Here is a 25887-nt window from a genome sequence, read left to right on the forward strand (position 1 = left end):
GAAATCATATTTTTTTCTTGTCTAAATATTTACTTGAGATAGGAACCGAAGAGTTGCCCGCTAAATTTTCTCATTCTGTTCTTGATCAATTTAAATCTCTAATAGAATTTGAATTGGATAAAAAGCTTATTAAATACAACAATGTTGTTGTTTCCTCTACACCAAGGAGGATAGTTCTACTTATAGAAGGCTTAATCGATTACGCTGAAGACAAAACGATAGTGAGAAAAGGACCTAAAGCAGATTCAGCTTTTTTTAACGGATCTCCTACTAATGCAGCTTTAGGTTTTGCTAATAGTTTAGGTATAGAAGTAGGTGAGCTAGAAATAAAAAATACGGAAAAGGGTGATTTTGTTTTTGGAATGAAAATTGAGAAGGGAGAATCAACAAGAACTTCGTTGTCTTCAATTATTCCTAAAGTAATTAAGAGTCTTCAAGGTCCTCGATTTATGAAATGGGGAGAGGGGAACATAAAATTTTCAAGACCTATTAGGTGGATTGCCTCTCTTTACAATGATGAAATTCTTGATTTTGTATTTGATGAATGTGATCCAAAGATTCAAATAAGTAATAAATCAAAAAGCCATAGACTAATAAATGAAGTTTTTGAAGTTAGAAACCCTTATAATTATTTTGAATTAATGAAACAATATAGGGTATTAGTTAAGCGAAACGAAAGGAAAGAAAAAATTTCAAGTCTTATAAATAATGAAGCTAAATTCCTAAATGTTAATCCTGACCTTTCTGAAGAATTGCTTAATGAACTAACTGATTTAGTTGAATGGCCAGAATTAATTGTTGGTAAGTTTAGTGAAGAATTTCTTGAGCTTCCTGTAGAAGTTCTGTCAACAGTTATGAAAAGTCATCAGAGATATGTGCCTCTTTTATTAAAAAATAATACTTTTTCCAAGCTAGATTTAAGCTCTGAAAAAAACATAAGTACAAATTTTTTCGTGATTTCAAATGGTCTTGAAGAATCAAATGATAATATTGCTAAGGGTAATGAGAAAGTATTAAGGGCAAGGTTTTCAGATGCAAAGTTTTTTGTGGCTAGTGATAAAAAGGTTTCTTCAATTGAAAGGAATGAAAAACTTAAATCTGTTTCTTATTTGAAAGGACTTGGCAATATTCTTCAGAGAGTAGAAAGAATAGTGGAAGTTACTAAAAAGATTCTTTTATTTTTAAATGATAAATCTTTAGAAGAGATCAAAATAATAGAAGCTGCCAAATACTGTAAAAACGACTTGTCTAGCGAAATTGTATACGAATTCCCAGAGTTGCAGGGAATAATGGGTGGTAAATATCTCAAAAATGAAGGATTTAATGATGATGTTTGTTTGGCTGTAGCTGAACATTATTTACCTTCTTTTTATAAAGATGCTTTGCCCTCTACAAAATACGGTGCAATAGTTTCCATAGCAGACAAGATTGAAACTTTAATAAGTATATTTATTTCTGGTAAGCGTCCAAGTGGATCATCTGATCCTTATGCTCTGAGAAGAAATTTAAATGGAGTCATTAAAATAATTTGGGATTACGAACTTTATTTGCCTTTAGATAATTTGTTTAACGAGCTTATTGAGTTTTGGGGAATCTCATTCCCGAACTTGAACTTCTCAAAAGAGGAAGTTTTAAATGATTTAAATGAATTTTTATTTCAAAGAATTGGCAGTCATCTCGAAGAATTATCTTTAAGTAAAGAATTAATAAAAGCCGTATGCTACTCGGGTGAATTTTCTAAAAAAAGAATATTGAATCTTGTTGATTTGAAAAATAGGATTAAAGCTCTTGTCATTTTTAAAGAAAAAGAAACTTTTGTTGAAATCCAGAGGGTAATTACTAGGGTAAGTAAATTATCGAATAGCAGTAATCTGCCATCAGATGTTTTCTCAATAGGAGACTATATAGACACTAAACTTTTTGAAAAAGATTGTGAATTAAAATTATTTGAATTTATTAGAGAATTAGAAAAACTTTTTTCGAAAGATTATTGCAATTATTTGAAACTTCTAAATTTGTTCGAGATTAATATAAATACTATTGAGGATTTTTTTGATAATGAAAAGGGTGTTCTGGTAATGTCAGAAGATACAAAAATAAGAAATAATAGACTTAACTTATTGAGTCTAATTAGAAATTATTCTCTAAAGATCGCTGACTTTACACTTTTGAACGTTTAACTTTAATACCCCCTTTAATTGAATAATTTTTAAGCATTTTTTCAACTTCTTTCTCTTCTCTTACTGCACTATCAACAGGTTTGTAATTTAATGGTGCAAGTGCCTTTCCTCTTAAAATTGATCCAAGAGTAAGCAAGGTAAGTTTAATTTGCTGTATTGGTTTCATTGCAACAACTTTTTTATATAAATAACTATCGAAAGTGAGTCTTTGAACGTCCATATCATCACACATTTCCACAAAAGCTTCTCTAGCAGAATCGTTCCTATAAAAAATATTTTGCAGAATTTCTAGTACCTTATATGTTGCTCCATACTTTTTATCCCATTTCTTTAAGTAATTTTTTAAATCATTTTCTGAGGGTATAATTTCTCCATTTTTTGAAGCTTCAACAATTTCTTCTGCACACATTCTTCCACTCTTTGCAGCAAAATATATTCCCTCTCCAGAACTCTTCGTAACATAACCAGCAGCATCTCCTACTAAAGCCATTCTCCCAACAACTCTTCGAGGCCTAGGATGCTCAGGAATAGGATGTGCCTCTACTTTTATAACCTCACCATTTACGAGTCTTTTTTTTGCCCTATTCCTTACTCCTTCTTGTAGACCCTTTATTAATGATTGATTCTCCTGCATTGTACCTGTTCCTACAGCAACATGATCATATTTAGGAAATACCCAACCATAAAAGTCAGGAGAAACGTCAGTTCCTACATACATTTCGGCAAGATCTTCATAGTAACTCATTTCTTCTTTGGGCAATTTAATTCTTTCCTGAAATGCTATAGCTACTTTGTAATCTCCTGCGTCCATCGCTTTTGCAACTCTACTATTGGCTCCGTCTGCCCCAATTAAAAGGTCGACTGTAAGTTCTTTCAGCTCTCCTTTTTTATCTCCAGAAGAATAGTCAGAATATATAAGTTTATATGGACCTTGGTTGTTATTGCCTGTATCAATTGAAGTAACTAATCCATTAATTAATGTAGCTCCTAGATCAGCGGCCCTGTTTCGCATGAAGGCATCCATTACTTCTCTTCTGCACATTCCTATAAATTCATTATCACTTTTGCCATAAACCTTATCTAAACTTATATCAACTTCTCTATTTGAAGGAGAGATCATTCGCATATGCCTTACTTTTCTATCGATAATTGATTCGGGCAAGTCAAATTCTTCTACCATGCATAGAGGTATAGCTCCACCACAAGGTTTGGCATTGTCTAATTTTCTTTCGAAAAGCCAAGTTTGTATTCCAGATTTGGCAAGTATTTCTGCAGCACATGAACCACTTGGACCTCCTCCAATAACAGCTACCCTCAACATACGAAAAAAATAATACTGTATATAAAAACTACATCTTTTTTGCTTATAAAAGTGCATTTCTTAAAAAAATAGTTAATATCGAAATATGTTTTCCAAATTCACCTCTTAATAATTGGAACAAAAAAAAGATTTAAATCAATTTGATATACCTTTCGCCAAAAGAACTTACTTAAATACTTCTAATTCAACATTATTAAAAAAATTTATTATATTTTCTCCATTTCTTTTTCTCCTTTTTTCCCTTACTTTATTGCGATTGATTAGAGACATAGAATTAGAACCTCTGATCAATCTCAATTTTAAGATTGAGAGAAATCACGAACATAGAATTTTGGGTCATCTACCCTATAAAGAAATTAGTAAAGATAAATTAGTTTTAATTGAGCCAAATATTGAAGTTCATGTTGACATGCGTGATTCTTTATTAAATATGAGAGAAGAAGCTAGAAAGAATGGGATATATTTGGTCTTCTTGAGTGGGTATAGATCAATAAATTTGCAAAACGATATTTTTTATTCTTTAAAATCTATTAGAAATCAAGAAGCGGCAGAAAGAGCTAGAGTTTCAGCCCCACCTGGATATTCTGAGCATAGTACTGGTTTTGCAATTGATATTGGTGATGCTACTCGAAGAGAAACAGACTTTGAGACTGAATTCGAAAATACTGATGCCTTTAGATGGTTAATCAAAAATGCAGCTAAGTACCACTTTAAGTTATCTTTTAACAAAAATAATCAATATATAGATTACGAACCTTGGCATTGGAGATATGAGGGCTCTATTGAAGCTTTAAAAGTTTTTGAAAGTTCAAATAGAAAATTATAAATTAAATTTCTAATTAAATTATTCAATATGATTATGTTTTCCAAAATCTTAAAGAGAAAATTCTCATAATAAGCATTCTTTGAGTTAGCCTTAATGTAGTAAATCTATTATTTATATAAATTTTGTAAATGTCATCTTCAATAAAAGAAATTAGGAATGTTGCAATTATAGCCCACGTAGATCATGGTAAGACAACTCTAGTGGATGCCTTGTTATCGCAATCAGGAATATTTAGAGATAATGAAGTTATTCCTACATGTGTAATGGATTCAAATGATTTAGAAAGAGAAAGAGGAATAACCATACTCTCAAAAAATACTGCAGTTAACTATAAAAACACCAGAATTAACATTATAGATACACCTGGTCATGCTGATTTTGGAGGCGAAGTCGAGAGGGTTTTGGGAATGGTTGATGGTTGTTTACTTATTGTTGATGCAAATGAGGGCCCAATGCCACAAACAAGATTTGTCTTAAAAAAAGCATTAGAAAAAGGCCTAAGGCCTATAGTTTTTGTAAACAAAATTGATAGACCAAGAGTAGTACCAGAAATAGCAATTGATAAGGTTCTTGATTTGTTTTTAGAATTGGGAGCTGATGATGATCAATGTGATTTTCCTTATCTTTTTGGAAGCGGCCTATCTGGTTTCGCGAAAGAAGATATGGAATCTAATAGTGACAATATGATGCCCCTATTTGAAGCTATTCTCAGACATGTTCCACCTCCAGTAGGCGACTCAAATAAACCTCTTCAACTACAAATTACTACTTTGGACTATTCTGATTTCTTGGGTAGGATTGTAATAGGAAAGATTCATAATGGAACCATAAAAAATGGTCAACAAACTTGTTTGATTAAAGAAAATGGAAAAACTATTAAGGGCAAGGTTAGTAAACTATTAGGATTCGAAGGATTACAAAGAATTGACATAAATGAAGCATTCGCAGGTGATATTGTTGCTGTTTCTGGTTTCGATGACGTCAATATTGGTGAGACCATCGCATGTCCCGATTCTCCTCATCCTCTTCCATTAATCAAAGTTGATGAACCTACTTTAAATATGACTTTTGTTGTCAATGATTCCCCATTTGCTGGTAAAGAAGGGAAATTTGTTACTAGTAGACAATTAAAAAATAGATTGGAGAGGGAACTTTTAACAAATGTTGCCCTAAGGGTCGAAGAAACTGAATCTCCCGACAGGTTCTCAGTTTCAGGAAGAGGTGAATTACATTTAGGTATTTTGATTGAAACCATGAGAAGAGAGGGGTTTGAGTTCCAAATCTCACAACCTCAAGTAATTTTTAGAGAAATTGATAATGTTGAATGTGAGCCTATAGAGACTTTGGTTCTAGATGTACCTGAAGTGTCTGTTGGTTCATGCATAGAGAAACTTGGATCGAGAAAGGCAGAGATGAAAAACATGCAGACAAGTTCAGATGGGAGAACCCAATTAGAATTCCTTGTGCCATCTAGAGGACTAATTGGATTTCGTGGTGAATTTGTTAGGATAACTAGAGGTGAAGGTATCATGAGTCACTCTTTTTATGAATATAAACCTAAGACAGGAGATTTTGAAACAAGGAGAAATGGAGTTCTTATAGCTTTTGAGGAAGGTGTGGCCACATTTTATGCATTAAAGAATGCTGAAGATAGGGGGGTTTATTTTATTAAACCAGGAGTTAAAGTTTATAAGGGAATGATAATTGGAGAGAATAATCGACCTCAAGATCTTGAGTTGAATATATGTAAAACTAAGCAGTTGACTAATATGAGGTCTGCAGGGGCAGAGGAACTTGATACTTTGCAGTCACCTGTTGATATTACCCTTGAGAGAGCACTTGAATATATCGGTCCTGATGAAATGCTAGAGGTAACACCTGATTCAATAAGAATGAGAAAAATAAATAAGAAGAAAAAATATTAATAATTAATTTGATGAATGAAGAAAGTACAAAAAGTTTTAATGATTCCCTTTTTACTGCTTTAAATCTTTTTAACAATCATGAATGGTATGAGGCTCATGACGCTTTTGAAGAAATTTGGAATTCTGTTCAAGGTGACGAAAGACAAGTCATCCAAGGAATTTTGCAAGTATCCGTATCGCAGTTTCACTTAAGTAAGGGTAATTTAAATGGAGCTACTATTTTGCTTGGAGAAGGTTTAGGTAGGATAAAAACTAGAACCAAGATTAATTTAGGTATTGATCTTGAATCTTTCTGCAGATGTTTGGAAGATTTATTGAGGAAATTACAATATAAAGAGATCTTAAATGAGGACGATAAGCCTTTTTTGAAACCTCTTTGATGAATATGAATATATCTTTCTCTTTATTTGAATTATTATTTTTTATCTCAATTTCTTTTCATGAAAACAAGATAGCTAAACGATTTCAAGGAAGATGAACTTAAAAATTCAAAATGTATCACTTTCAATTAAGGGAAGATTAATCGTAAATGATGTTTCCATAACTGTAAATCCAGGAGAAGTTGTAGGTTTGATGGGACCTAATGGTGCAGGTAAAACTACCACTTTTAATCTTGCAGTTGGGAATATAAAACCTGATAAGGGTGAAGTTTTCATGAATGGTAAAAATATAACTAATCTTTCTCTCCCAATTAGATCAAGACTTGGTTTGGGTTATTTGACTCAGGAGGCGAGTATATTTAGAGACCTAACTGTTAAGGAAAATATAGATTTAGCTTTGGCGAATTCATCTTATAGTCGAGCGGTAATTAGAAATAGAAGAGAACAATTAATTAATGAATTTAATTTGAATAATTTTGTAGATAATTATGGCTATCAGCTTTCAGGGGGAGAGAGAAGGAGGTGTGAGATAGCTAGAGCGCTCACTGTAGGCAAAAAAGGACCTAAGTATTTATTACTAGACGAACCCTTTGCTGGAATCGATCCTCTAGCTGTTAATGATTTAAAGAAACTAATTCTTAAATTAAGTGGTGACGGGGTAGGAATTCTTATTACAGACCATAATGTGAGGGAAACCCTTTTAATTACCAACAAGTCATATGTATTAAGTGAAGGAAAAATTTTAGCTTACGGGTCATCAAGTGAATTGGCAGATAATCCAATAGTCAAGAAGTATTATCTGGGTGATGATTTCAAACTTTGAAATCCTTTTACAAGATAAATTAAAACTTTATTATTAAAGATTTACTCATATAAGAAAGATTTAATTTATTATTTGTTTGACATTGAATATAAAAACTGGATAAATTTCTAGAAATGATATTAGATAATCTGTTTAAAAATTTAATATATGATCCCGTTTCAGTGTTAGGTCTTTTAGTATTTTATATTTTATTAGTTAATTTACCAATATCTCTAGGTGCAGTTTTTAAAAAAAAGTCTTCTTTTACCGTAAGACTTCTTACAATTCTAGTTAATTTATTTATAACACTACAACTACTTTGTAGGTGGTCAATTTCTGGACACTTTCCTATTAGTAATTTGTATGAATCTCTTTATTTCCTTACTTGGGGGATCACAATGGGGCAACTATTGATTGAAAGCGAATACCAATCTCCAATAATCCCTTCAATTGCTATACCTATTGAGTTACTGAGTGTTGCTTTTGCTTGTTTTGTTTTACCTGATGATTTGAAATTGTCATCCAACTTGGTACCAGCTTTACGATCTAGTTGGCTAGTAATGCATGTTAGTGTCGTAATGCTTAGTTATGCGGCATTAATTGTAGGTTCTTTACTATCAGCTTCTGTTTTGTTCATTAATAAAAATAAACCTCTTCAAATTAGAAGTAGCTCTTCAGGAACAGGAGGGTTCAAAATTTCTAATAACTATAATTTAAATGGTTTAGTTGATACTATTGAATTTTCCCATTCAGAGGAATTAGATACATTAAGTTATCGTTCTATATTAATAGGTTTTGTTCTTTTGACTCTCGGTTTAATTTCAGGTGCTGTTTGGGCTAATGAAGCTTGGGGCACATGGTGGAGTTGGGATCCAAAAGAAACATGGGCATTTATCTCATGGTTGTTTTATGCTGCTTATTTGCACATGAGAATAAGTAAAGGTTGGCAAGGAAGGAGACCAGCATTATTAGCAACTACAGGCTTTGTAGTTGTTTTAGTATGTTATTTAGGAGTAAATTTCTTAGGTATAGGTTTACATAGTTATGGTTGGATATTCGGGTGATTTGTTATTCTCTCGGATATTTATTGAGGTTCTGAAAGCACATTCCCTTTTTGTGCTTCTTGAGCAACTTTTCTCAAGTCATCACATCCCTCTTTTAATGTTGGGTAAGCAAACATTCCGCTGCCTGCAATAAAACAATTAGCCCCAGCATCGGCACATTGTGAAATAGTCCAATTTGCTTTTATGCCTCCATCAACTTCTATGTCTACATTTAGGTTTTTTTCGATAATAAAGTTTCTTATTTTTCTAATTTTGTTAAGCATTGTTGGTATATAAGCTTGTCCACCAAAGCCTGGATTAACTGTCATAACCAAAACATGATCAACCATATCCATTATGTTTTCAATCATTTCAAATGGAGTATGAGGATTTAATGCCACTGAAGGAGAACCTCCTAGGTCTCTGATTCTTCCAAGAACTCTATGCAAATGAATATTTGCTTCGGCATGAGCTATTACTACTCCTGGTTCTCCATTCGCTCCTTTTGTAGCCTTTACATAAGAATCAAGCATGGTTTCACAATTGTATTGGCTCACCATTAATTGAGTTTCAAAAGGGACATTGCAATATTTCCTGCATGCTGCAATCATCTCAGGACCAAAAGTAAGATTTGGCACGAAATTTCCATCCATTACATCAAATTGAATTCTATCTACCCCAGCTTCCTCGAGCTCTTTCACGCATGCACCCATATTCGCCCAATCAGCCGGTAAAACTGAAGGAATTATTTGAATTGGTCTATTAACACCAGTTAAATTTGGTTGATTGGACTCAGTCATTTAATTTTTAAAATATTTAATAAAGATACTATATTTAGTTGTTTATTCCTAATTTAAAGTCACGGCCTGATAAAGTAACAGCTGTAAAGAGTTAAAAAAAGCTTATTAGCATAATAATTCTCATAAAAAAGGATATTTTTTATGAGATCATACTCAAAACCTTTTAGAAAATCCTCAAAAATTTAATTGTGAATCAAACTTTAATTCAAGAAATTCTCGAAGTTGTCGAGCAAGCAGCAATTGCCTCAGCAAAATTAACAGGACTTGGTCAAAAAGATGAAGCTGATGCCGCAGCTGTTGAAGCAATGAGATTGCGAATGGGCAAAATTGAAATGAAAGGGAAAATTGTTATTGGAGAAGGTGAAAGAGATGAAGCACCTATGCTTTATATAGGTGAAGAGGTAGGTAGTGGAAGAGGACCAGGGGTTGACTTTGCAGTAGATCCTTGTGAAGGAACTAACCTTTGTGCGAATAATCAAAGAGGCTCTATGGCAGTTTTAGCTGCTTCTGATACCGGGGGCCTTTTTAATGCTCCTGATTTTTACATGAACAAATTGGCAGCTCCTCCTGCGGCCAAAGGGAAAGTAGATATTAGAAATTCGGCTACTGAAAACTTGAAGATACTTAGTGATTGTTTGGATCTTTCTATTGATGAACTTACTGTTGTTGTAATGGATAGAACTAGACATAAGGATTTAATTAAAGAGATTCGAGGATGTGGAGCAAAAGTACAGCCGATTTCTGATGGTGATGTTCAAGCTGCGATTGCATGTGGTTTTGCAGGTACTGGAACGCATTGCTTGATGGGTATAGGTGCAGCTCCAGAAGGTGTTATTTCGGCTGCCGCAATGAGAGCTCTAGGTGGACACTTTCAAGGACAACTTGTTTATGATCCTGCAATTGCTCAAACTTCTGAATGGGCTGACTACACAAAAGAAGGAAATATAAAACGTCTAAATGAAATGGGTATAACCGATATAGATAAAATCTATGAAGCTAACGAACTGGCATCGGGAGAAAACGTTGTGTTCGCTGGAAGTGGAATAACCGATGGGTTATTATTTGACGGAGTTAAATTTGAAAGGGATTGTGTTAGAACAAGCAGTCTAGTAATTAGTACATTAGATAGTACTGCAAGATTCACAAATACTGTCCATATAAAAGATGGTGCTAAGAGTATCAGCCTTTAAAAATTCACTTTTGATTTTATGCATATTGTTGTCGTCGGACTGAGTCATCGCACGGCACCTGTCGAAGTGCGTGAGAAGTTAAGTATCCCTGACCAATCTATAACAGAATCATTGAAAGCATTAAAAGCTTTCAATGATGTTTTAGAGGTGTCAATTTTAAGTACTTGTAATAGATTGGAAATATATGCTCTAGTAAAGGATAAAAATACTGGAATTTCATCTATTAAAGAATTCATATCAGATTATTCAGGAATTATTTTTGAAGATTTAAATCCTCATCTTTTTTGCTTTAAACAAGAAGACGCAGTTTTGCATTTGATGAAAGTTTCGGCAGGACTCGATAGCCTCGTTTTAGGAGAAGGACAAATACTTTCGCAGGTAAAAAAAATGATGAGATTAGGCCAAGAGAATCAATCGACTGGTCCTATTCTTAATAGATTATTAACTCAATCAGTTAGTACAGGTAAAAAAGTTAGATCCGAAACAAATTTAGGAACTGGTGCTGTATCAATCAGTTCAGCGGCGGTAGAACTTGCTCAATTGAAAATTGGACAAGAAAATGGGTTTGATACTCTAGTAAGTTTGGAATCAGAGAAGGTTCTTGTAGTTGGAGCTGGAAGAATGAGTAGGCTTTTGATAACTCATCTAAAGTCAAAAGGATGTCAAAAACTTATTCTTGTTAATAGAAATATTAATAGAGCATTAAATCTTGCGGTAGACTTCCCTGGATTAGAGATCGTTTGTAAAGGGTTACACGAATTAGATGAAAATATATCAATATCCTCTCTTGTTTTCACTAGTACAGCATCTGAAGAGCCAATAATTGATCTCGCTAAAATTGAAAAATTAAATTTGAGTAATAGAATTAAATTTATTGATATTGGTGTACCGAGAAATATATCTAATGATGTTAAGCAACATGAATTTGTAAAATCATTTGATGTAGATGACTTACAAGAAGTAGTTTCAAGAAATCAAGAATTTAGACAGAAAATTGCAAAGGAAGCAGAATCTTTAGTAGAAGAAGAAAGAATCATTTTTTTAGAATGGTGGGCAAGTTTAGAGGCTGTTCCAGTAATTAATAAACTAAGATCAGATTTGGAGTTAATTAGAAAAGAAGAATTGCAAAAAGCACTTAGTAGAATGGGACCAGATTTTTCTGCTAGAGAAAGAAAAGTTGTGGAAGCTCTGACTAAAGGAATTATCAATAAAATACTTCACACACCTGTTACCAAGTTGAGAAGTCCTCAATCAAGAGAAGAAAGACAGGCATCTTTAAAAATCGTAGAAAAATTGTTTTCTTTGGTAGAAGAGGATAAAAATAGCTAAATTTTCTTTTTTATATTAAGTTTTTCTAGTGATTTATCGAAATACCTTTATAAACTGACCATTCCTGTTTCTAAATCTGTCCATAATCAGTTACTTTAAATAGTTGTATCTATACCTCCATTAGATTGAATGAAGCGTGTGTTGGCCATCATCCTCGGAGGAGGAAAAGGTTCTAGACTTTACCCTTTAACAAAAATGAGGGCAAAACCTGCCGTCCCATTGGCAGGTAAGTATCGTTTAATAGATATCCCAATTAGTAATTGTATTAATTCAGGCATTGAAAAAATGTACGTATTGACTCAGTTCAATAGTGCATCTCTAAATAGACATATAGGAAGAACCTATAATTTAAATGGTCCTTTTGGCCAAGGATTCGTGGAGGTTTTAGCCGCGCAACAGACCCCTGATAGTCCTAAATGGTTTGAAGGTACTGCTGATGCTGTAAGAAAATACCAATGGTTATTTCAAGAATGGGATGTTGATGAGTATTTAATATTGTCAGGTGATCAACTTTATAGAATGGACTACAGTTTATTTGTTCAGCATCATAGAGACAATGGAGCTGATTTAACTGTTGCAGCATTACCTGTTGATGAAGCTCAAGCAGAAGGTTTTGGCCTTATGAGAACAGATGATCTAGGGAATATAAAAGAATTTAGTGAGAAGCCTACTGGAGAGAAGTTGAAGGCAATGGCAGTGGATACTTCAAAATTTGGATTAACTAAGGAATCGGCTACAGAAAAACCATATCTTGCCTCAATGGGGATTTACGTTTTTAGTAGAAATACTCTTTTTGATCTTTTAAATAAATTTCCCAATTATACAGATTTTGGAAAGGACATAATTCCTGAAGCTCTTAAAAGAGGGGATACTCTTAAGAGTTATGTATTCGATGATTATTGGGAAGATATTGGAACGATTGGGGCATTCTTTGAATCAAACTTGGCCTTAACAGAGCAACCAAAGCCTCCATTCAGTTTTTATGATGAAAAATTTCCAATTTATACAAGACCTAGATTCCTCCCCCCTTCTAAACTTGTAGATGCTCAGATTACTGATTCAATAGTATGTGAAGGTACAATCTTGAAGTCATGTAGCATTTTACATTGCGTTTTAGGTGTAAGAAGCAGAATTGAAAGTGATTCTGTTCTTGAAGATACTTTAGTAATGGGTGCAGATTTCTTTGAATCACCTGAAGAAAGAATTGAATTAAGAAAAGGAGGTGGAACACCTCTTGGCGTAGGTGAAGGAACTACTGTAAAAAGAGCAATTCTTGATAAGAACACTAGGATAGGAGATAATGTCGTGATTATTAATAAAGATCGAGTAGAAGAGGCAGATAAACCAGAATTAGGCTTTTATATAAGAAATGGAATTGTTGTAGTAGTTAAAAATGCAACTATTGCAAACGGAACTGTTATTTAATTCGTTTCGATCATTTTTCGCTGACATAAGTATTTTTTTTGAGCAATTTTCTTGAGTTGCAGGCACACTATGTTTATTGAGTTTTTTAATTTTTTATGTCCAAGGCGCATTTTGGTTTAATAGGTCTTGGTGTTATGGGAGAAAATTTAGTTCTTAACGCAGAAAGAAATGGATTTTCTAGTGTAGTTTTTAATAGAACTTATTCAAAAACTGAAGAATTTTTAAAAGGTCGAGGCTTTGGGAAGAATATAGAGGGAGCTGAAACTCTTCAAGAATTTGTTAATAAGCTTGAGAGACCTAGAAGAATTTTAATGATGGTAAAAGCTGGACCGGCTACAGATGCTGTTATAGATAATATTTCTCGATACCTTGAGGAAGGTGATTTATTAATAGACGGCGGTAACTCTCAATTTAAAGATACAGAAAGAAGGGTAAATACTCTTGAAAGTAAAAGTTTTGGATATATTGGAATGGGAGTCTCAGGGGGGGCTAAGGGAGCTCTTGAAGGGCCAAGTATGATGCCAGGAGGTACTAAGGCTTCCTACGATGCAATCGAAAGCTTATTAACAAAAATGGCTGCCAAAGTTGAAGACGGTCCATGTGTGGCATATGTAGGGCCAGGAGGCTCAGGTCATTTTGTGAAAACTGTTCATAACGGAATTGAATACGGAATTGAACAAATACTTGCAGAAGCTTATGACCTCATGAAGAGAGTCAAAGGTATGGACGGGAAGCAGATTTCAGAAGTTTTTGGTATTTGGAATAAAACTGATGAGTTAGCTTCTTATCTTGTTGAGATAACAGAGATTTGTCTTAATACCAAAGATGAAATTACTGGGGATTACGTTGTGGAGAAAATATTGGATAAAGCTGGTCAAAAAGGTACAGGATTATGGACTGTTGTAAGTGCTTTAGAACTTGGAGTGTCAGTCCCAACTATTTATGCTTCTTTAAATGCAAGAGTAATGAGTTCTTTAAAAGATCAACGTAGTCAGATTGAAAAACAAATTCCAGCCAAAGAGATAGAAGATTTTGATTTAGGAGATATTTCAGATCGAATGAAACCATTATTTGATGCTGTAGTCCTTGCCACAATTGCTAGCTATGCCCAAGGTATGGATATTTTAAGAGAAGCGTCTTCTGTATATAATTATGATTTAAATATGCCATCAATAGCTCAAATATGGAAAGGTGGTTGCATAATCAGATCAAAATTATTAAGTAAAATTCAAGATGCTTATAACAAAGACCCTAATCTAAAAAATTTAATTTTTGATGATTGGTTCAATAATGAAATCGCGACAAGATTAGATAACTTAGCTAAAGTAGTTTCTTTATCCACAAAAGCTGGTATACCAGTCCCATGCCTATCCAGTACTTTAGATTACTTGAACAGTTATAGAACCAATAGACTTCCTCAGAATCTTGTTCAGGCAATGAGAGACTGTTTTGGCTCTCATACATATGAAAGAATTGATAAGGAAGGTAGTTTTCATACTGAATGGATGAAATGATTGAAAAGGTCAAAAATGGATACACCATAAATATATACAAAGACAAGTTAGAACTATCAACAGCGGTTTTTAAGTTTATTGAAAGTCATATTATTCATTCTTTAAAAAAGAAAGACAGGTTCAAATTTTGTGTAAGTGGAGGTTCAACGCCTAAATCTGTATATCAGCTTTTATCAAATAGTGATCTTAGATGGGATATGGTTGATGTCTTTTTAGGAGATGAAAGATGTGTTGATCCAAATTCAGAATTAAGTAACTCGTTAATGTTGAAAAATTCTTTGTTAACTAATTTTGGATCTAAAGCTTTTTTTTATGAAATTTTCAATGATTTAAAGGCTGATGATGAAGCTATAAAAAATCAATTTATTTCTAAATTATTTGAAAAATGCGGATCAAACCCTCCCTCCTTTGATTTAACTTTATTAGGTCTTGGAGACGATGGTCATACAGCTTCACTATTTCCTTATCAAAAAAATAATAATGTAGATGATTTTGTGATTTTTAATGAAGGTAAAGGATTAAAAAGAATTTCATTGACTCCAAAGGTCCTTTCAGCTTCATCAAAGATAGTATTTTTGGTTAGTGGAGCCAATAAAAGAATTGCCCTTGAGAGGTTATTAGATGAAAAAGAGTCTCTCGATAGAACACCATCAAAATTAATAAAATCTATTAATCAAATTTCAATATTTTGTGATCAAGAATCAGCAAAAGAATTAAAAATTTAGTTAAAGTCTAAAAATAATTTAGATTATTCAATGAGTAAGAAAAAATTTTTGTTTCAGAAAAAGGAGTTCGATGGTTGGAAAACATTAAATGATACTGTTATGGGCGGGTCAAGTTCAGCTTTTTGTGAAATTACAAATTCTGGGTTGTTATTAAAGGGTAATATTGTCGAGAAAGCAGGAGGATTTGTTAGTTGTAGATCGTCTATTTATAAACCTTGTTTAAATGTGTCTGAGTATTCATCCTTTGAGTTAAGTATTGATGGACAAGGAAGAACCTTTAAATTTGCTGTCGCTTGTGAAGATGCCTTACTAGGAATAACGGAATTTATTCCAGGTGGTCTAAGGTGGATTAAATCATTCCCAACAAAAAAATTCGGAACCACAAATGTTCAAATTCCTTTCAGTGAGCTAAAACCTTCAGTAAGAGCAAATAAAGTACGTTTTCCATTTAAATTCAAGCCTTCTAAAATTAAAAGATTGCAACTTCTACACTCTAAGTTCGGTGATGATGGATTACTTAATAATGATTTTAAACAGGGATCAATAAAAGTTTTAATTAAATCAATAAGTGTTATTTAAAAATTCACCTAAAAATATAGAGAACTTAATTGCTAAGTCAGCGGATTTAACGAATAAACCTTTTGTTCATTCTGTCGTAAAAATAAATGGTGAATACGAATTAGAAGAAGAAGATATTGATTTGACGGTTAATATCTTATGTCGAGATAAAGAAGGTAAAAGATTAGAAATTTATGATCTTGAATTAGAACTTTTTAAATCAAATAAAGAGTTAGTTTTAGTTATCTCTAAGCTTAATTTTCCTGATGAACCAATATTATGGTGCGGAGTTAAAACATTGTGGATGAATAGCAATAATGGAAAAAAATGCAACTCTCCAAAATACAGCGCCAGATTGGAAAACCTAGCAAATAGGATAAAAAGCTTTATTGATTAATAAAATAAACTTTGAGCTGATCTATAAATCAGTAACAGCTCCTAAACTTGATGTGCTTACGATTTTTGAATATTTTGAAAGAATCCCTCTTTTGTATTTTGGTGTAGGTTTTACCCAATTTTTTTTTCTTTTTTCTAATTCTTCGTCAGATAAATTAACTTCAATTAGTTGCTTTACAGCATCTACTGTAATTAAATCACCTTGTTTTATTAGAGCAATATTTCCGCCAACAGCGGCCTCTGGGGCTATATGCCCCACAACCAGACCATAAGTACCCCCGCTAAATCTACCATCGGTAATTAAAGCTACCTTCTCTCCGAGGCCTTGACCAACAATTGCAGATGTTGGAGCTAACATCTCTCTCATACCTGGTCCTCCTACAGGCCCTTCGTTTCTAATAACAACAACATCACCAGCTTTGATATCATTGTTCAATATCGATTTTAAACAATCCTCTTCACTTTCAAAAATCTTTGCTGGACCTGTTAATACTGGGTTTTTTACTCCGCTAATTTTGGCTACAGAACCTTCGCTCGCTAAGTTACCTTTTAATATCGCTAGGTGTCCTTTTTTATAAAGAGGGTTATCTATGTCTCTTATGACATTTTGATTTGTTGGAGGCTTATCTGGAATATTCTGTAAGTATTCTGAGATGGTTTTACCTTCAATATTTTTGCAATCGCCATGAATTAATCCTGCATTCAAAAGTATTTTCATTACTTGTGGAATCCCACCTGATTTATGAAGATCCACCGTCACATATTTACCACTCGGTTTAAGGTCACAAATAACGGGTACTTTTTGTCTGATTCTCTCAAAATCATTAATGTTGATATCTATTCCTGCAGTATTTGCAATAGCTAAGATGTGCAATACCGCATTTGTTGATCCTCCAATTGCCATAATTACTGATATTGCATTTTCAAATGCTTTCTTAGTCATTAGGTCTAGAGGTCTTATATCTTTTTCTATTGCAGAGACTAATATCTCAGCACTTTTATCTGCACTTAGTTCTTTTTCAAGATCTTCAGCAGCCATAGTGGAACTGTGAGGAAGACTTAACCCTAATACTTCAATAACTGCAGACATTGTATTAGCTGTAAACATTCCTCCACAGCTACCAGCACCAGGAATACAATTTTTCTCAACTTGGATTAGCCTTTCTTCATTAATTTTGCCTGATGTTAATTGTCCAACAGCTTCAAATGCACTAACAACAGTAAGATCTTCTCCATGCAACTTTCCAGGTTTTATTGTCCCTCCATAAATAAAAATTGAGGGAATATTCATTCTTGCAATCGCTATCATGGCACCCGGCATATTTTTGTCACATCCACCTATAGCAAGCACTCCATCCATACTCTGAGCATTGCATGCTGTTTCAATTGAATCAGCAATAACTTCTCTTGAAACTAGGGAATATTTCATGCCCTCTGTTCCCATAGAAATGCCATCACTTACTGTTATCGTTCCAAACATCTGAGGCATCCCCCCTGATCTTTTTATTGACTCTTCAGCTTTGAGAGCTAACTTATTTAAACCTATATTGCATGGCGTTATGGTGCTGTATCCATTTGCAACTCCAATAATAGGTTTATTAAAATCTTCATCATTAAATCCAACAGCTCTTAACATCGATCTGTTAGGGGATCTTTGCACACCTTGGGTTATTGCAGATGATCTGAGTTTATTCATATTATTTGAGAACCTTTTTTATTCTATTGCCCCAACTCTTCAAGTTGCTTCCTCACATCAGCAATTGCAGAATTAAGTTGCTCAACTTTCTTCTCCAGATTCTCTCCTTCAACTTCATTTATATTTTCATTTGAATCAATCGCTTCAGAGCCGTCTTGAATTCTGGAGGAATACATCATTGCTTTTTGTTTTTTTTCCTCCTTTCTTTTGTCTGCTTCGGATATTAACCACCAAGCTAGACCCGCTGCTCCAATAAAAGCACCGCTTATTAATGATAAAAGATTATTTGAAGACGAATCTCTGTATTCAGACATTGGTAAAATATTTATTCCTATTTCCTATATTAGTTCTTATCTTGAAATATAGTACTCAAACGCAATAAAGGATTCCCAATACCAGGTACCAATAATTTTGTGTTTTCATCTTCCTCATCTATGCAAGAGGTGTAGATTACCTGATTAGGGAATAACCTCGCAATTTCATTTAACCCTTTATTTGAGCAAATAGCAGTTATTAACAAAATCCTATTGGAATCAACACCTAATTTCTTTAATTTAATTAAAGTTTCTAATGTCGCTGATGTTTTCGTTATTTGTTCAGAATAAAATATAACTCCTTCATTTGAGTCAATACTCTTAGGTAGTTCTCCCAATGAAAGTGTCGAATTAGGAATTACTTCTTTAGATCCAAACCAAAGAGATAACCCTTCGGGCAACATTGCGAGCACTTTTATTGGATAATCATTATTAATAAAGAATCCATCTACGTCACCATTATCAGTATTTACTATTTCTTTTTTATATGGCAGCCAATTACGTAATGCTTCATATGTAAGCCATTTTCCTAATTGTTCATATCCTGTTGAGTACAAAATATTTGGAGTATTTTTTTCTCGCAATATTGAAAGCCAATGTTTTATTAATGGATGAGGAGGAACAATAACCTTTAGTGACATTGCCATATATTTTCCTTTAAGATACTCTTACAAACTTTAAATACTTAAGTTCTAAAATACAGTCTTATTATGATTAAATCAATTGTTTACCCCTCACTAAAGAATGCATTTATTACTTTGTTATTAGTTGGGATTTTATTTTTTAATTCTGCAAATTCTGCATGGGCTAAAAGACCTCCTGAGATTAGAAACCAACAAGACCTTAATTTAGAGCCAGATATGCATGGTCAAGATTTAAGCGGTAACGAATACGTTAAGTTTGATTTGAATGGGTTTGATTTCAGTGAAAGTAATTTAGAAGGCGCGGTATTCAATAATAGTAAATTGCAAAACTCAAAGTTTACTGGAGCCAATTTAAGAGATGCACTAGCTTATGCAACAGACTTTACAGATGCAGATCTTTCGGATGTTAATTTTACAAATGCTTTATTAATGGAGAGTAATTTTGAAGGAGCAAAAATAGATGGTGCAGATTTTACTGACGCTGTTCTTAGTCGTACACAACAAAAACAATTATGTTCGATTGCTAATGGCACAAATAGTTCTACAGGAGAGAGTACAGAATATAGCCTAGGTTGTTAATCATTAAAGATGAAAAAAAAAATACCAGTAATAGTTGTTTCCGGTTTTCTTGGTTCAGGTAAAACAACTTTTCTTAGATATTTGTTAAGGGAGAGTAATATAAAATTCGGTTTAATAATCAATGAATTTGGTGATGTTGGAATTGATGGTGATTTGATTAAAAGTTGCGATAAATGTGATGAAACTGAAGAAGAATGCGTAATCGAATTAAATAATGGATGTTTATGTTGTACTGTTCAAGATGATTTTGTTCCATCAATAAAAGCTCTTCTCGAATTTAATCCTCCTATTGAATCAATAATTATCGAAACAAGTGGATTAGCACTACCAATTCCCTTAATTCAAGCACTTAACTGGCCTGAAATCAGGTCTTCCATCTACCTTGATGTTGTAGTTGGTATCGTTAATGGAGAGTCAATGCTTAATGGTTCACCAATTAATGATCTAAATAAAATAGCAAAACAATATAATGATACAGATAAAATTGATCACAACGCCTCTATTGAAGAACTTTTTGAGGAACAACTTGAAGTCTCTGATATCGTTTTAGTCTCTAGATCAGATATCTTAAATGATCATCAGTTTGATGTTGTAAAAAATAAAATCCAAGGAAGTCTAAACTCATCCACACCAGTCCTTAAATCCAAGAATGGCAAAATTGATTTAAATTATCTATTTGATTTTAATTTTAAAAAAGATACTTATAAAGAATTTTTAACCGAAGAACATGACCATAATCATGTTGAGCTTGTATCAGATTCAATTAAATTAAATTATTTCCTTGAAAAAAATGACTTTGAAAAAGAGATGTCAAAGATCTTGGATGAATTAGACATTCTTCGAATAAAAGGACGTATTTGGATACCAAACAAATCATTGCCTTTACAAATCCAAATAGTTGGAAAAAAAATTAATACTTGGTTTGAAGAAGCTCCAGACAATTGTTGGAGACCAAATGATAATGCTGGACTTGAATTAGTAATAATTTCCTTTGATGAGAAATCGATAAAAATTTTGAATAAAAAAATTAAAGAGAAATTTAAGATTTTAAGTTACCCAAATATAGCAATTTGACTTTATAGTTAGCTTTCGGGATACTTACCACAGTAGACAGCCCTAAATGGAAAATCCAAAAATTGCTTTAAAACCAATAATCTCTGACGATGTAATATCAATTGATAAAATCAAATGTTCAAAATGTGGAGGGGCAGGAAATTTTAAAACACCTGAAAATTCAAGAAGAACTTGCTTAGTTTGTTTTGGTAAAGGCTACATAAACATTTAAAAATTCAGAAAACCTTGAGGTAAAAATATTTGTTTATTAATCAATAGTACTTTTTATTAGAATTTAAACTAATCTTCTAGTAGAAATTATTTTTTAATTGGACCAATTTGCTGTAAAAGTTTTTGTAAGACTAAGACCTTCAGTTTTAGATCCGGCAGGGGAAGCTACCAAATCTGCTTCTATAAAACTTGGAGCCGAGGGGATAAAATCATTACGTATAGGAAAATTGATTGAAGTAAAAATAGAAGGTAATGGTGAAAATGAAGTAAGAGAAAAAATTGATTTATTGTGTGATAGGTTATTCGCAAATACTGTTATTGAAGATTATGAGTATTTACTAGAAAAATTATAAGATGGATAATTTTACTGTAGGAGTCGTTGTCTTCCCTGGATCTAATTGTGATCGTGATGTTTCATGGGCACTGGAAGGTTGTTTAGACATAAGAACAAAATACTTATGGCATGAGTCTTCAGATTTAAGCGATTTAGATGCAATAGTTTTACCTGGAGGATTTAGCTATGGTGATTATTTAAGATGCGGTGCAATTGCTAGATTCTCTCCATTAATAAATGCCTTGGATGAGTTTGTTAAAAGCGGAAAAAGAGTTTTAGGAATTTGTAATGGGTTTCAAATTTTGACAGAATCAGGCTTTTTGCCTGGTGCCCTTACTGCAAATAAAAACCTTAATTTCATCTGTGATGATGTTGAACTTGATATTGTTTCTTCAAAAGGAGATTGGTTTAATAATGGAGGTGAAAAACAAACTATTAATTTGCCAATAGCGCATGGTGAAGGAAGATATCATTGTGATTCTGATACTTTAAAAAAACTTGTAGATAATGAATTGATCGCCTTGAGATATAAAAATAATCCTAATGGGTCCTCATTCGATATCGCAGGCATAACTAATGAAAAGGGAAATGTTCTAGGTTTAATGCCTCATCCAGAGCGTGCATGTGACGAGACAATTGGTGGGACTGATGGTCTCTTTACATTAAAATCATTAATATTGAAATAAAAAAAGACCCCCAATTTTGGAGGTCTTTTTTTGTTTGATTCTGTTATTAATTAAACAGTAGCTTTTACCTTAGGATCTAAATCACCTTTAGCGTAAAGATCAGCAAAGTAATTGGTGCTGTTTTGCTTGATCTTACTTGCTTGACCTTCGCACCAGAACTGCTTGTATCTATCAAGACAAACCTGCTTCATGTATTTTCTGGCAGGTTTGTTGAAATGTCTAGGGTCGAAATTTGCCTTGTCAGCAAATGCTGCCTCTCTAACTGCGGCAGTGAATGCAAGCCTGTTATCGGTATCAATGTTAACTTTTCTGACTCCATTTCTTATACCCTCTTGAATTTCTTCAACAGGAACACCATATGTTTGAGGGATTTCACCACCATATTTGTTAATGATATCTAACCATTCCTGAGGAACTGAACTAGATCCATGCATTACAAGATGTGTATTTGGAAGTGCTTTATGGATTTCAGCAATTCTGCTTATTGCAAGAACTTCTCCTGTAGGTTTTCTTGTGAATTTATAAGCACCATGACTTGTACCTATAGCAATAGCTAAAGCATCAACTTTTGTTTTGGCAACAAAATCTGCAGCTTCTTCAGGATCAGTTAAAAGCATATCGGTAGAAAGTTCACCTTCAAATCCATGACCATCTTCTGCCTCACCTTTTCCTGTCTCTAATGAACCTAAGCAACCCAATTCTCCTTCAACACTAACTCCAACTGAATGAGCAAAATCCACTACTTTTTTAGTAACTGCAACATTATATTCGTAACTAGCAGGTGTTTTTGCATCTGCCTCTAGAGAACCATCCATCATTACTGATGTGAAACCATTTATTGCCGCTGAATAGCATGTTGATGGCTCGTTACCATGGTCTTGGTGCATTACTACTGGAATATTAGGATATGTTTCTGTCGCAGCAAGAATTAGATGACGTAGGAAAATTTCTCCTGCATAACTTCTTGCCCCTCTTGAAGCTTGAAGGATTACAGGACTATCAGTTTCATATGCTGCTTCCATGATTGCTTGAACTTGCTCAAGATTATTAACATTGAAAGCTGGAATACCGTAACCATTCTCAGCGGCGTGATCTAAAAGTAGTCTTAGTGGAACGAGGGCCATAATTAAAATAAGTTAGATGCTATATAAAGCAATTGTTTCAGAGAGTTTAGTATAAATAGGTATCAAATGTCACGTCATTAGATATACAAAATACTAAATTAAAGAAACTAATTTTATGACCCAGGGTATATTCTTAAGAATTTTTAAATTAGTAAGTGTAGCCTGCTACAAATAATTGCTCATCAGATGAAGGTTGAGATCCTGCTACATAGGCCCCTTTAGAAGCTTCAGAGTTTGCTTGCGCTCTTGCTATTAACGCCTTCTGACCTCCTTCTACATCACTTCCCTTCCAGGCCTTTAAGCATGAGTGCTGTAATGCTCTTCCATAGGAGAATGAAACATTCCATAAAGCTTTCCTGTAAAGAGTGTTCATGTTATTTAAATAAACAGAAGCAGCCTCTTCGCTTAATCCTCCTGATAAGAAAACTATTCCAGGAACAGATGCTGGAACGCATCTTTCCATAGTTCTAATTGTCATTTCAGCAACTTTCATTGGATCAGCCTTTGTTGGACAATCTGCTCCATTAACGGTCATAGAAGGTTTTAATAGCGTCCCTTCTAGAAATACTCCATTTGTTTGACAGGCAATATAAACCTGCTTTATTACTTCTTCTTGGACTTCAGCAGTTTTTTCAATAGTATGGTCGCCGTCCATTAAGATTTCAGGTTCAATAATTGGTACCAACCCAGATTCTTGAACAGATCTTGCATACCTTGCTAATCCCCAAGCATTCTCTTGAATTGATAGTTTTGAAGGACAACCATCATTTGTAATTTGCAGAACTGCTCTCCACTTTGCAAATCTTGCCCCTTGTTCATAATATTTTGCTGCTCTTTCAACTAACCCATCTAGGCCAGAGCAAAAAGTTTCTACATCTCCTCCTCCTGGAAGTGGATTTAGGCCTTTATCGACCTTTATACCTGGAATAATACCTAAATCATTCAGTTTCTTAACCATTGACTCACCATCTTGGTGATTCTGATAAAGAGTTTCTTCGAAGAGGATTGCTCCACTTATATATTTGCCAAGACCTTCTGTAGTAAAAAGCATTCCTCTATATGCCTTCCTATTGTCTTCAGTATTCTCAACACCAATTCCAGCGAGTCTTTTACCTACTGTTTTAGTGGATTCATCTACCGCTAATATCCCTTTTCCTTTAGAAGCTAGTAATTGAGCATTTTCTTTAAGCTCATTTTTGTAATAATTTAAAGCCATTCTTTAATAATTCAGTTCAATTGATTTTTCCAGAATATGAAAAAAAAATAAAATCAATCCAATACTTTATCGGGTGATAATTGCTACTTATAAATGTATAGCCTTAAATTTTGATACTTAATCCACTTCTCGAGGATTCTCTTATGGCTTCGCAAACTTTATGACTGGCAAGTCCCTCGCATAATCCTGGAATGATGGGAGTTTGATTAAAAATACTCTCAGCCCATAAATTTTGAATCCTCAAAACTGGAGCTATCCTTCCGTCAGTCCATGTTTTTTCAAAATTAAAACTTGAATCTGAAGTTAGATTTTGTATTTTATTTTCGTTGTTTGAATATTTCAAATTAAAACCATGTACATAATCTTTTTGGTTCTCGCTTTTAAGAATAAGTGAACCTTCGCTTCCATATATTTCTAAACTAAATCCTCTACCATTTTTAGAAATTGATGATAAAGATACCTGACATGGAATAAGATTCGATTTGTAGTTTGATATTTCTATATTGGCTAGACAAATATCTTCGCTCGTAACATTAAGTGAATCAGAGGAATTTGGTAAAGGTCTTTTTTTAATTGATGTTGCTAACTTGCCATGTACTTTTATTGATTCTCCAAAAAACCAATTCAACATATCGAATGCGTGAGTACCTAATGCGCCAATCACTCCTCCACCTTTTTCTTCCAAAGAATACCAATTCCAAGCTCTTTTAGGATCAGATCTACTGCCCATTAACCAATCTAATTTGACTAAATATATATCTCCTAAGATATTTTCATCAATAAGTTTTTTTGTCTGAAGGAAAAGGGGTACTGCTCTATATTCGAAATCAACACATACGCTTAAGTTGTTAATCAAAGATATTCTCTGAAGCTCTTCAATTTCAGAGGTCGATATTGAAACGGGTTTTTCTAATAGCAAATTTTTATTATTCTCAAGAGCCTGTTTTGCTAATTTAAATCTTGATTCAGGAGGGGTAGCAATAATAATTCCATCAATTTCAGGAGATTTAACTAAGTCTTCCCAATTATGAAAAAAATCTAAACCCGTCTCTTTTTCTAAAATTGATTTTTGCTTTTTCTCATAGTGATAAATAGCTACAGGTGCTAAATAATCAGACTCTTTTAATGCCTCTAAATGAACTTTTTTCCCAAAACCTAGTCCAGCGATGGCTATTTTTAATTTTTTATTTTTAGTATTCATTCTTATCCATTAATAAAATCTGAACAACTATTTTCAATAACAATATCTATCAGTTCATCATTATTAGAAGTTTGCCATTTTGAATTAAATTGAGGAATTCCATTTATGGAAGTATCTTTGAACTTTTTTTCATCGCAATTAATTCTCATTACATAAAGTGATAACTCTCCATCACCATCAGAATTGGTTGGATTTTTAAAGAACTTTGTCAGGACACTTATTTCACCATTTTGAAGTTGCTTGATACTTCCTTTATCAAGCCATTCTTTGCCATCATTATTCTCTTTTAGGAGAACCCAATCAACATTTCCTATTGCATTTGAATAGTCAGCAAAATTTAAAATGAAAAATAAAAGAGTTAATGAAAAATAAATAAAATTAGAAATAATTTTCAT

At 33.3% G+C, this 25887-nt stretch carries 27 protein-coding genes; 18 read left to right on the plus strand and 9 right to left on the minus strand.

All coding sequences use genetic code 11. From position 1 onward, the window contains the following. Nucleotides 1-17 precede the first annotated feature (17 nt). Nucleotides 18-2180 carry a glycine--tRNA ligase subunit beta gene (gene glyS / locus SOI86_RS01030; RefSeq protein WP_320681771.1) on the plus strand — a complete coding sequence of 721 codons (2163 nt, stop codon included), beginning with the start codon at nucleotides 18-20 and terminating at the stop codon, nucleotides 2178-2180. Here glyS and chlP read toward each other — a convergent pair. After that, nucleotides 2161-3501 (minus strand): geranylgeranyl reductase, encoded by a 1341-nt coding sequence (chlP, locus tag SOI86_RS01035; protein ID WP_320681772.1) that lies wholly within the window; start codon nucleotides 3499-3501, stop codon nucleotides 2161-2163. The two genes, glyS and chlP, sit on opposite strands and share 20 nt — an antisense overlap. Before the next feature lie 112 nt (nucleotides 3502-3613). Between chlP and SOI86_RS01040 the strand changes: the two genes are divergently transcribed. The 5 genes from SOI86_RS01040 (at nucleotide 3614) to ccsB (ending at nucleotide 8498) form a co-directional block, all read left to right on the plus strand. Then, complete coding sequence (locus SOI86_RS01040) at nucleotides 3614-4327, plus strand: M15 family metallopeptidase (RefSeq protein WP_320681773.1); 714 nt, start codon at nucleotides 3614-3616, stop codon at nucleotides 4325-4327. Nucleotides 4328-4455: 128 nt separating this feature from the next. Then, complete coding sequence (typA, locus tag SOI86_RS01045; protein WP_320681774.1) at nucleotides 4456-6252, plus strand: translational GTPase TypA; 1797 nt, start codon at nucleotides 4456-4458, stop codon at nucleotides 6250-6252. An 11-nt stretch (nucleotides 6253-6263) separates the two neighbouring features. Then, nucleotides 6264-6632 (plus strand): DUF309 domain-containing protein, encoded by a 369-nt coding sequence (locus tag SOI86_RS01050; RefSeq protein ID WP_320681775.1) that lies wholly within the window; start codon nucleotides 6264-6266, stop codon nucleotides 6630-6632. A 94-nt stretch (nucleotides 6633-6726) separates the two neighbouring features. Further along, nucleotides 6727-7455 carry an LPS export ABC transporter ATP-binding protein gene (gene lptB, locus SOI86_RS01055; RefSeq protein WP_320681776.1) on the plus strand — a complete coding sequence of 243 codons (729 nt, stop codon included), beginning with the start codon at nucleotides 6727-6729 and terminating at the stop codon, nucleotides 7453-7455. A gap of 113 nt (nucleotides 7456-7568) precedes the next feature. Beyond that, nucleotides 7569-8498, plus strand: coding sequence for a c-type cytochrome biogenesis protein CcsB (gene ccsB, locus SOI86_RS01060; protein WP_320681777.1), 930 nt, complete (start codon nucleotides 7569-7571; stop codon nucleotides 8496-8498). Between the two features lie 20 nt (nucleotides 8499-8518). Here ccsB and rpe read toward each other — a convergent pair whose 3' ends face one another. Continuing rightward, on the minus strand, nucleotides 8519-9277 hold the full coding sequence (rpe, locus tag SOI86_RS01065) for a ribulose-phosphate 3-epimerase (protein WP_320681778.1): 759 nt from the start codon (nucleotides 9275-9277) through the stop codon (nucleotides 8519-8521). 188 nt (nucleotides 9278-9465) lie between these two features. Here rpe and glpX point away from each other — a divergent pair, with 188 nt between their 5' ends. From glpX to SOI86_RS01100, 7 genes are all read left to right on the plus strand, one after another. Beyond that, on the plus strand, nucleotides 9466-10467 hold the full coding sequence (glpX, locus tag SOI86_RS01070; protein ID WP_320681779.1) for a class II fructose-bisphosphatase: 1002 nt from the start codon (nucleotides 9466-9468) through the stop codon (nucleotides 10465-10467). 18 nt (nucleotides 10468-10485) lie between these two features. After that, the gene (locus tag SOI86_RS01075) at nucleotides 10486-11796 is read left to right on the plus strand and encodes a glutamyl-tRNA reductase (protein ID WP_320681780.1); all 1311 of its coding nucleotides are present in this window, start codon (nucleotides 10486-10488) and stop codon (nucleotides 11794-11796) included. A 129-nt stretch (nucleotides 11797-11925) separates the two neighbouring features. Then, nucleotides 11926-13221, plus strand: a complete 1296-nt coding sequence (locus SOI86_RS01080; protein WP_320681781.1) for a glucose-1-phosphate adenylyltransferase — start codon at nucleotides 11926-11928, stop codon at nucleotides 13219-13221. A 95-nt stretch (nucleotides 13222-13316) separates the two neighbouring features. Then, entirely contained in the window at nucleotides 13317-14735 is a 1419-nt protein-coding gene (gene gndA / locus SOI86_RS01085) for an NADP-dependent phosphogluconate dehydrogenase (RefSeq protein WP_320681782.1), read from the plus strand. Beyond that, complete coding sequence (gene pgl, locus SOI86_RS01090) at nucleotides 14723-15460, plus strand: 6-phosphogluconolactonase (RefSeq protein ID WP_320681783.1); 738 nt, start codon at nucleotides 14723-14725, stop codon at nucleotides 15458-15460. The genes gndA and pgl overlap by 13 nt, the downstream gene beginning before the upstream one ends. A gap of 30 nt (nucleotides 15461-15490) precedes the next feature. After that, nucleotides 15491-16039 (plus strand): CIA30 family protein, encoded by a 549-nt coding sequence (locus SOI86_RS01095; RefSeq protein WP_320681784.1) that lies wholly within the window; start codon nucleotides 15491-15493, stop codon nucleotides 16037-16039. Continuing rightward, complete coding sequence (locus SOI86_RS01100; protein WP_320681785.1) at nucleotides 16029-16415, plus strand: coat-like protein; 387 nt, start codon at nucleotides 16029-16031, stop codon at nucleotides 16413-16415. The genes SOI86_RS01095 and SOI86_RS01100 overlap by 11 nt, the downstream gene beginning before the upstream one ends. A 21-nt stretch (nucleotides 16416-16436) precedes the next feature. On the opposite strand, the gene ilvD is transcribed toward SOI86_RS01100, so the two are convergent. The 3 genes from ilvD to SOI86_RS01115 are packed head-to-tail and all read right to left on the minus strand — an operon-like array spanning nucleotide 16437 to nucleotide 19071. Next, nucleotides 16437-18110 (minus strand): dihydroxy-acid dehydratase, encoded by a 1674-nt coding sequence (ilvD, locus tag SOI86_RS01105; RefSeq protein ID WP_320681786.1) that lies wholly within the window; start codon nucleotides 18108-18110, stop codon nucleotides 16437-16439. Between the two features lie 23 nt (nucleotides 18111-18133). Further along, nucleotides 18134-18424 carry a hypothetical protein gene (locus SOI86_RS01110; protein ID WP_011376338.1) on the minus strand — a complete coding sequence of 97 codons (291 nt, stop codon included), beginning with the start codon at nucleotides 18422-18424 and terminating at the stop codon, nucleotides 18134-18136. 29 nt (nucleotides 18425-18453) lie between these two features. Continuing rightward, on the minus strand, nucleotides 18454-19071 hold the full coding sequence (locus SOI86_RS01115) for a uracil phosphoribosyltransferase (RefSeq protein ID WP_320681787.1): 618 nt from the start codon (nucleotides 19069-19071) through the stop codon (nucleotides 18454-18456). A 63-nt stretch (nucleotides 19072-19134) separates the two neighbouring features. Here SOI86_RS01115 and SOI86_RS01120 point away from each other — a divergent pair, with 63 nt between their 5' ends. From SOI86_RS01120 to purQ, 5 genes are all read left to right on the plus strand, one after another. After that, nucleotides 19135-19647 carry a pentapeptide repeat-containing protein gene (locus SOI86_RS01120; protein WP_320681788.1) on the plus strand — a complete coding sequence of 171 codons (513 nt, stop codon included), beginning with the start codon at nucleotides 19135-19137 and terminating at the stop codon, nucleotides 19645-19647. A 9-nt stretch (nucleotides 19648-19656) separates the two neighbouring features. After that, nucleotides 19657-20721 (plus strand): GTP-binding protein, encoded by a 1065-nt coding sequence (locus SOI86_RS01125; protein WP_320681789.1) that lies wholly within the window; start codon nucleotides 19657-19659, stop codon nucleotides 20719-20721. 46 nt (nucleotides 20722-20767) lie between these two features. Further along, nucleotides 20768-20932, plus strand: coding sequence for a hypothetical protein (locus tag SOI86_RS01130; protein ID WP_320681790.1), 165 nt, complete (start codon nucleotides 20768-20770; stop codon nucleotides 20930-20932). Between the two features lie 97 nt (nucleotides 20933-21029). After that, nucleotides 21030-21284: a phosphoribosylformylglycinamidine synthase subunit PurS gene (gene purS / locus SOI86_RS01135; RefSeq protein WP_320681791.1), complete on the plus strand. Its 255-nt coding sequence runs from the start codon at nucleotides 21030-21032 to the stop codon at nucleotides 21282-21284. A 1-nt stretch (nucleotide 21285) separates the two neighbouring features. Continuing rightward, nucleotides 21286-21951 carry a phosphoribosylformylglycinamidine synthase subunit PurQ gene (purQ, locus tag SOI86_RS01140; protein ID WP_320681792.1) on the plus strand — a complete coding sequence of 222 codons (666 nt, stop codon included), beginning with the start codon at nucleotides 21286-21288 and terminating at the stop codon, nucleotides 21949-21951. Nucleotides 21952-22001: 50 nt separating this feature from the next. On the opposite strand, the gene fba is transcribed toward purQ, so the two are convergent. The 4 genes from fba to SOI86_RS01160 all read right to left on the minus strand — a co-directional run bounded on the left by fba (nucleotide 22002) and on the right by SOI86_RS01160 (nucleotide 25887). Further along, complete coding sequence (gene fba / locus SOI86_RS01145; protein ID WP_025930220.1) at nucleotides 22002-23075, minus strand: class II fructose-bisphosphate aldolase; 1074 nt, start codon at nucleotides 23073-23075, stop codon at nucleotides 22002-22004. A 148-nt stretch (nucleotides 23076-23223) separates the two neighbouring features. Continuing rightward, nucleotides 23224-24291, minus strand: a complete 1068-nt coding sequence (locus SOI86_RS01150) for a class I fructose-bisphosphate aldolase (RefSeq protein ID WP_320681793.1) — start codon at nucleotides 24289-24291, stop codon at nucleotides 23224-23226. A gap of 103 nt (nucleotides 24292-24394) precedes the next feature. Next, nucleotides 24395-25492, minus strand: coding sequence for a Gfo/Idh/MocA family oxidoreductase (locus SOI86_RS01155; protein WP_320681794.1), 1098 nt, complete (start codon nucleotides 25490-25492; stop codon nucleotides 24395-24397). A 2-nt stretch (nucleotides 25493-25494) separates the two neighbouring features. Further along, nucleotides 25495-25887, minus strand: a complete 393-nt coding sequence (locus SOI86_RS01160; RefSeq protein WP_320681795.1) for a hypothetical protein — start codon at nucleotides 25885-25887, stop codon at nucleotides 25495-25497.

This window comes from Prochlorococcus sp. MIT 1314, from assembly GCF_034093315.1.
GTDB lineage: Bacteria > Cyanobacteriota > Cyanobacteriia > PCC-6307 > Cyanobiaceae > Prochlorococcus_A > Prochlorococcus_A marinus_Y.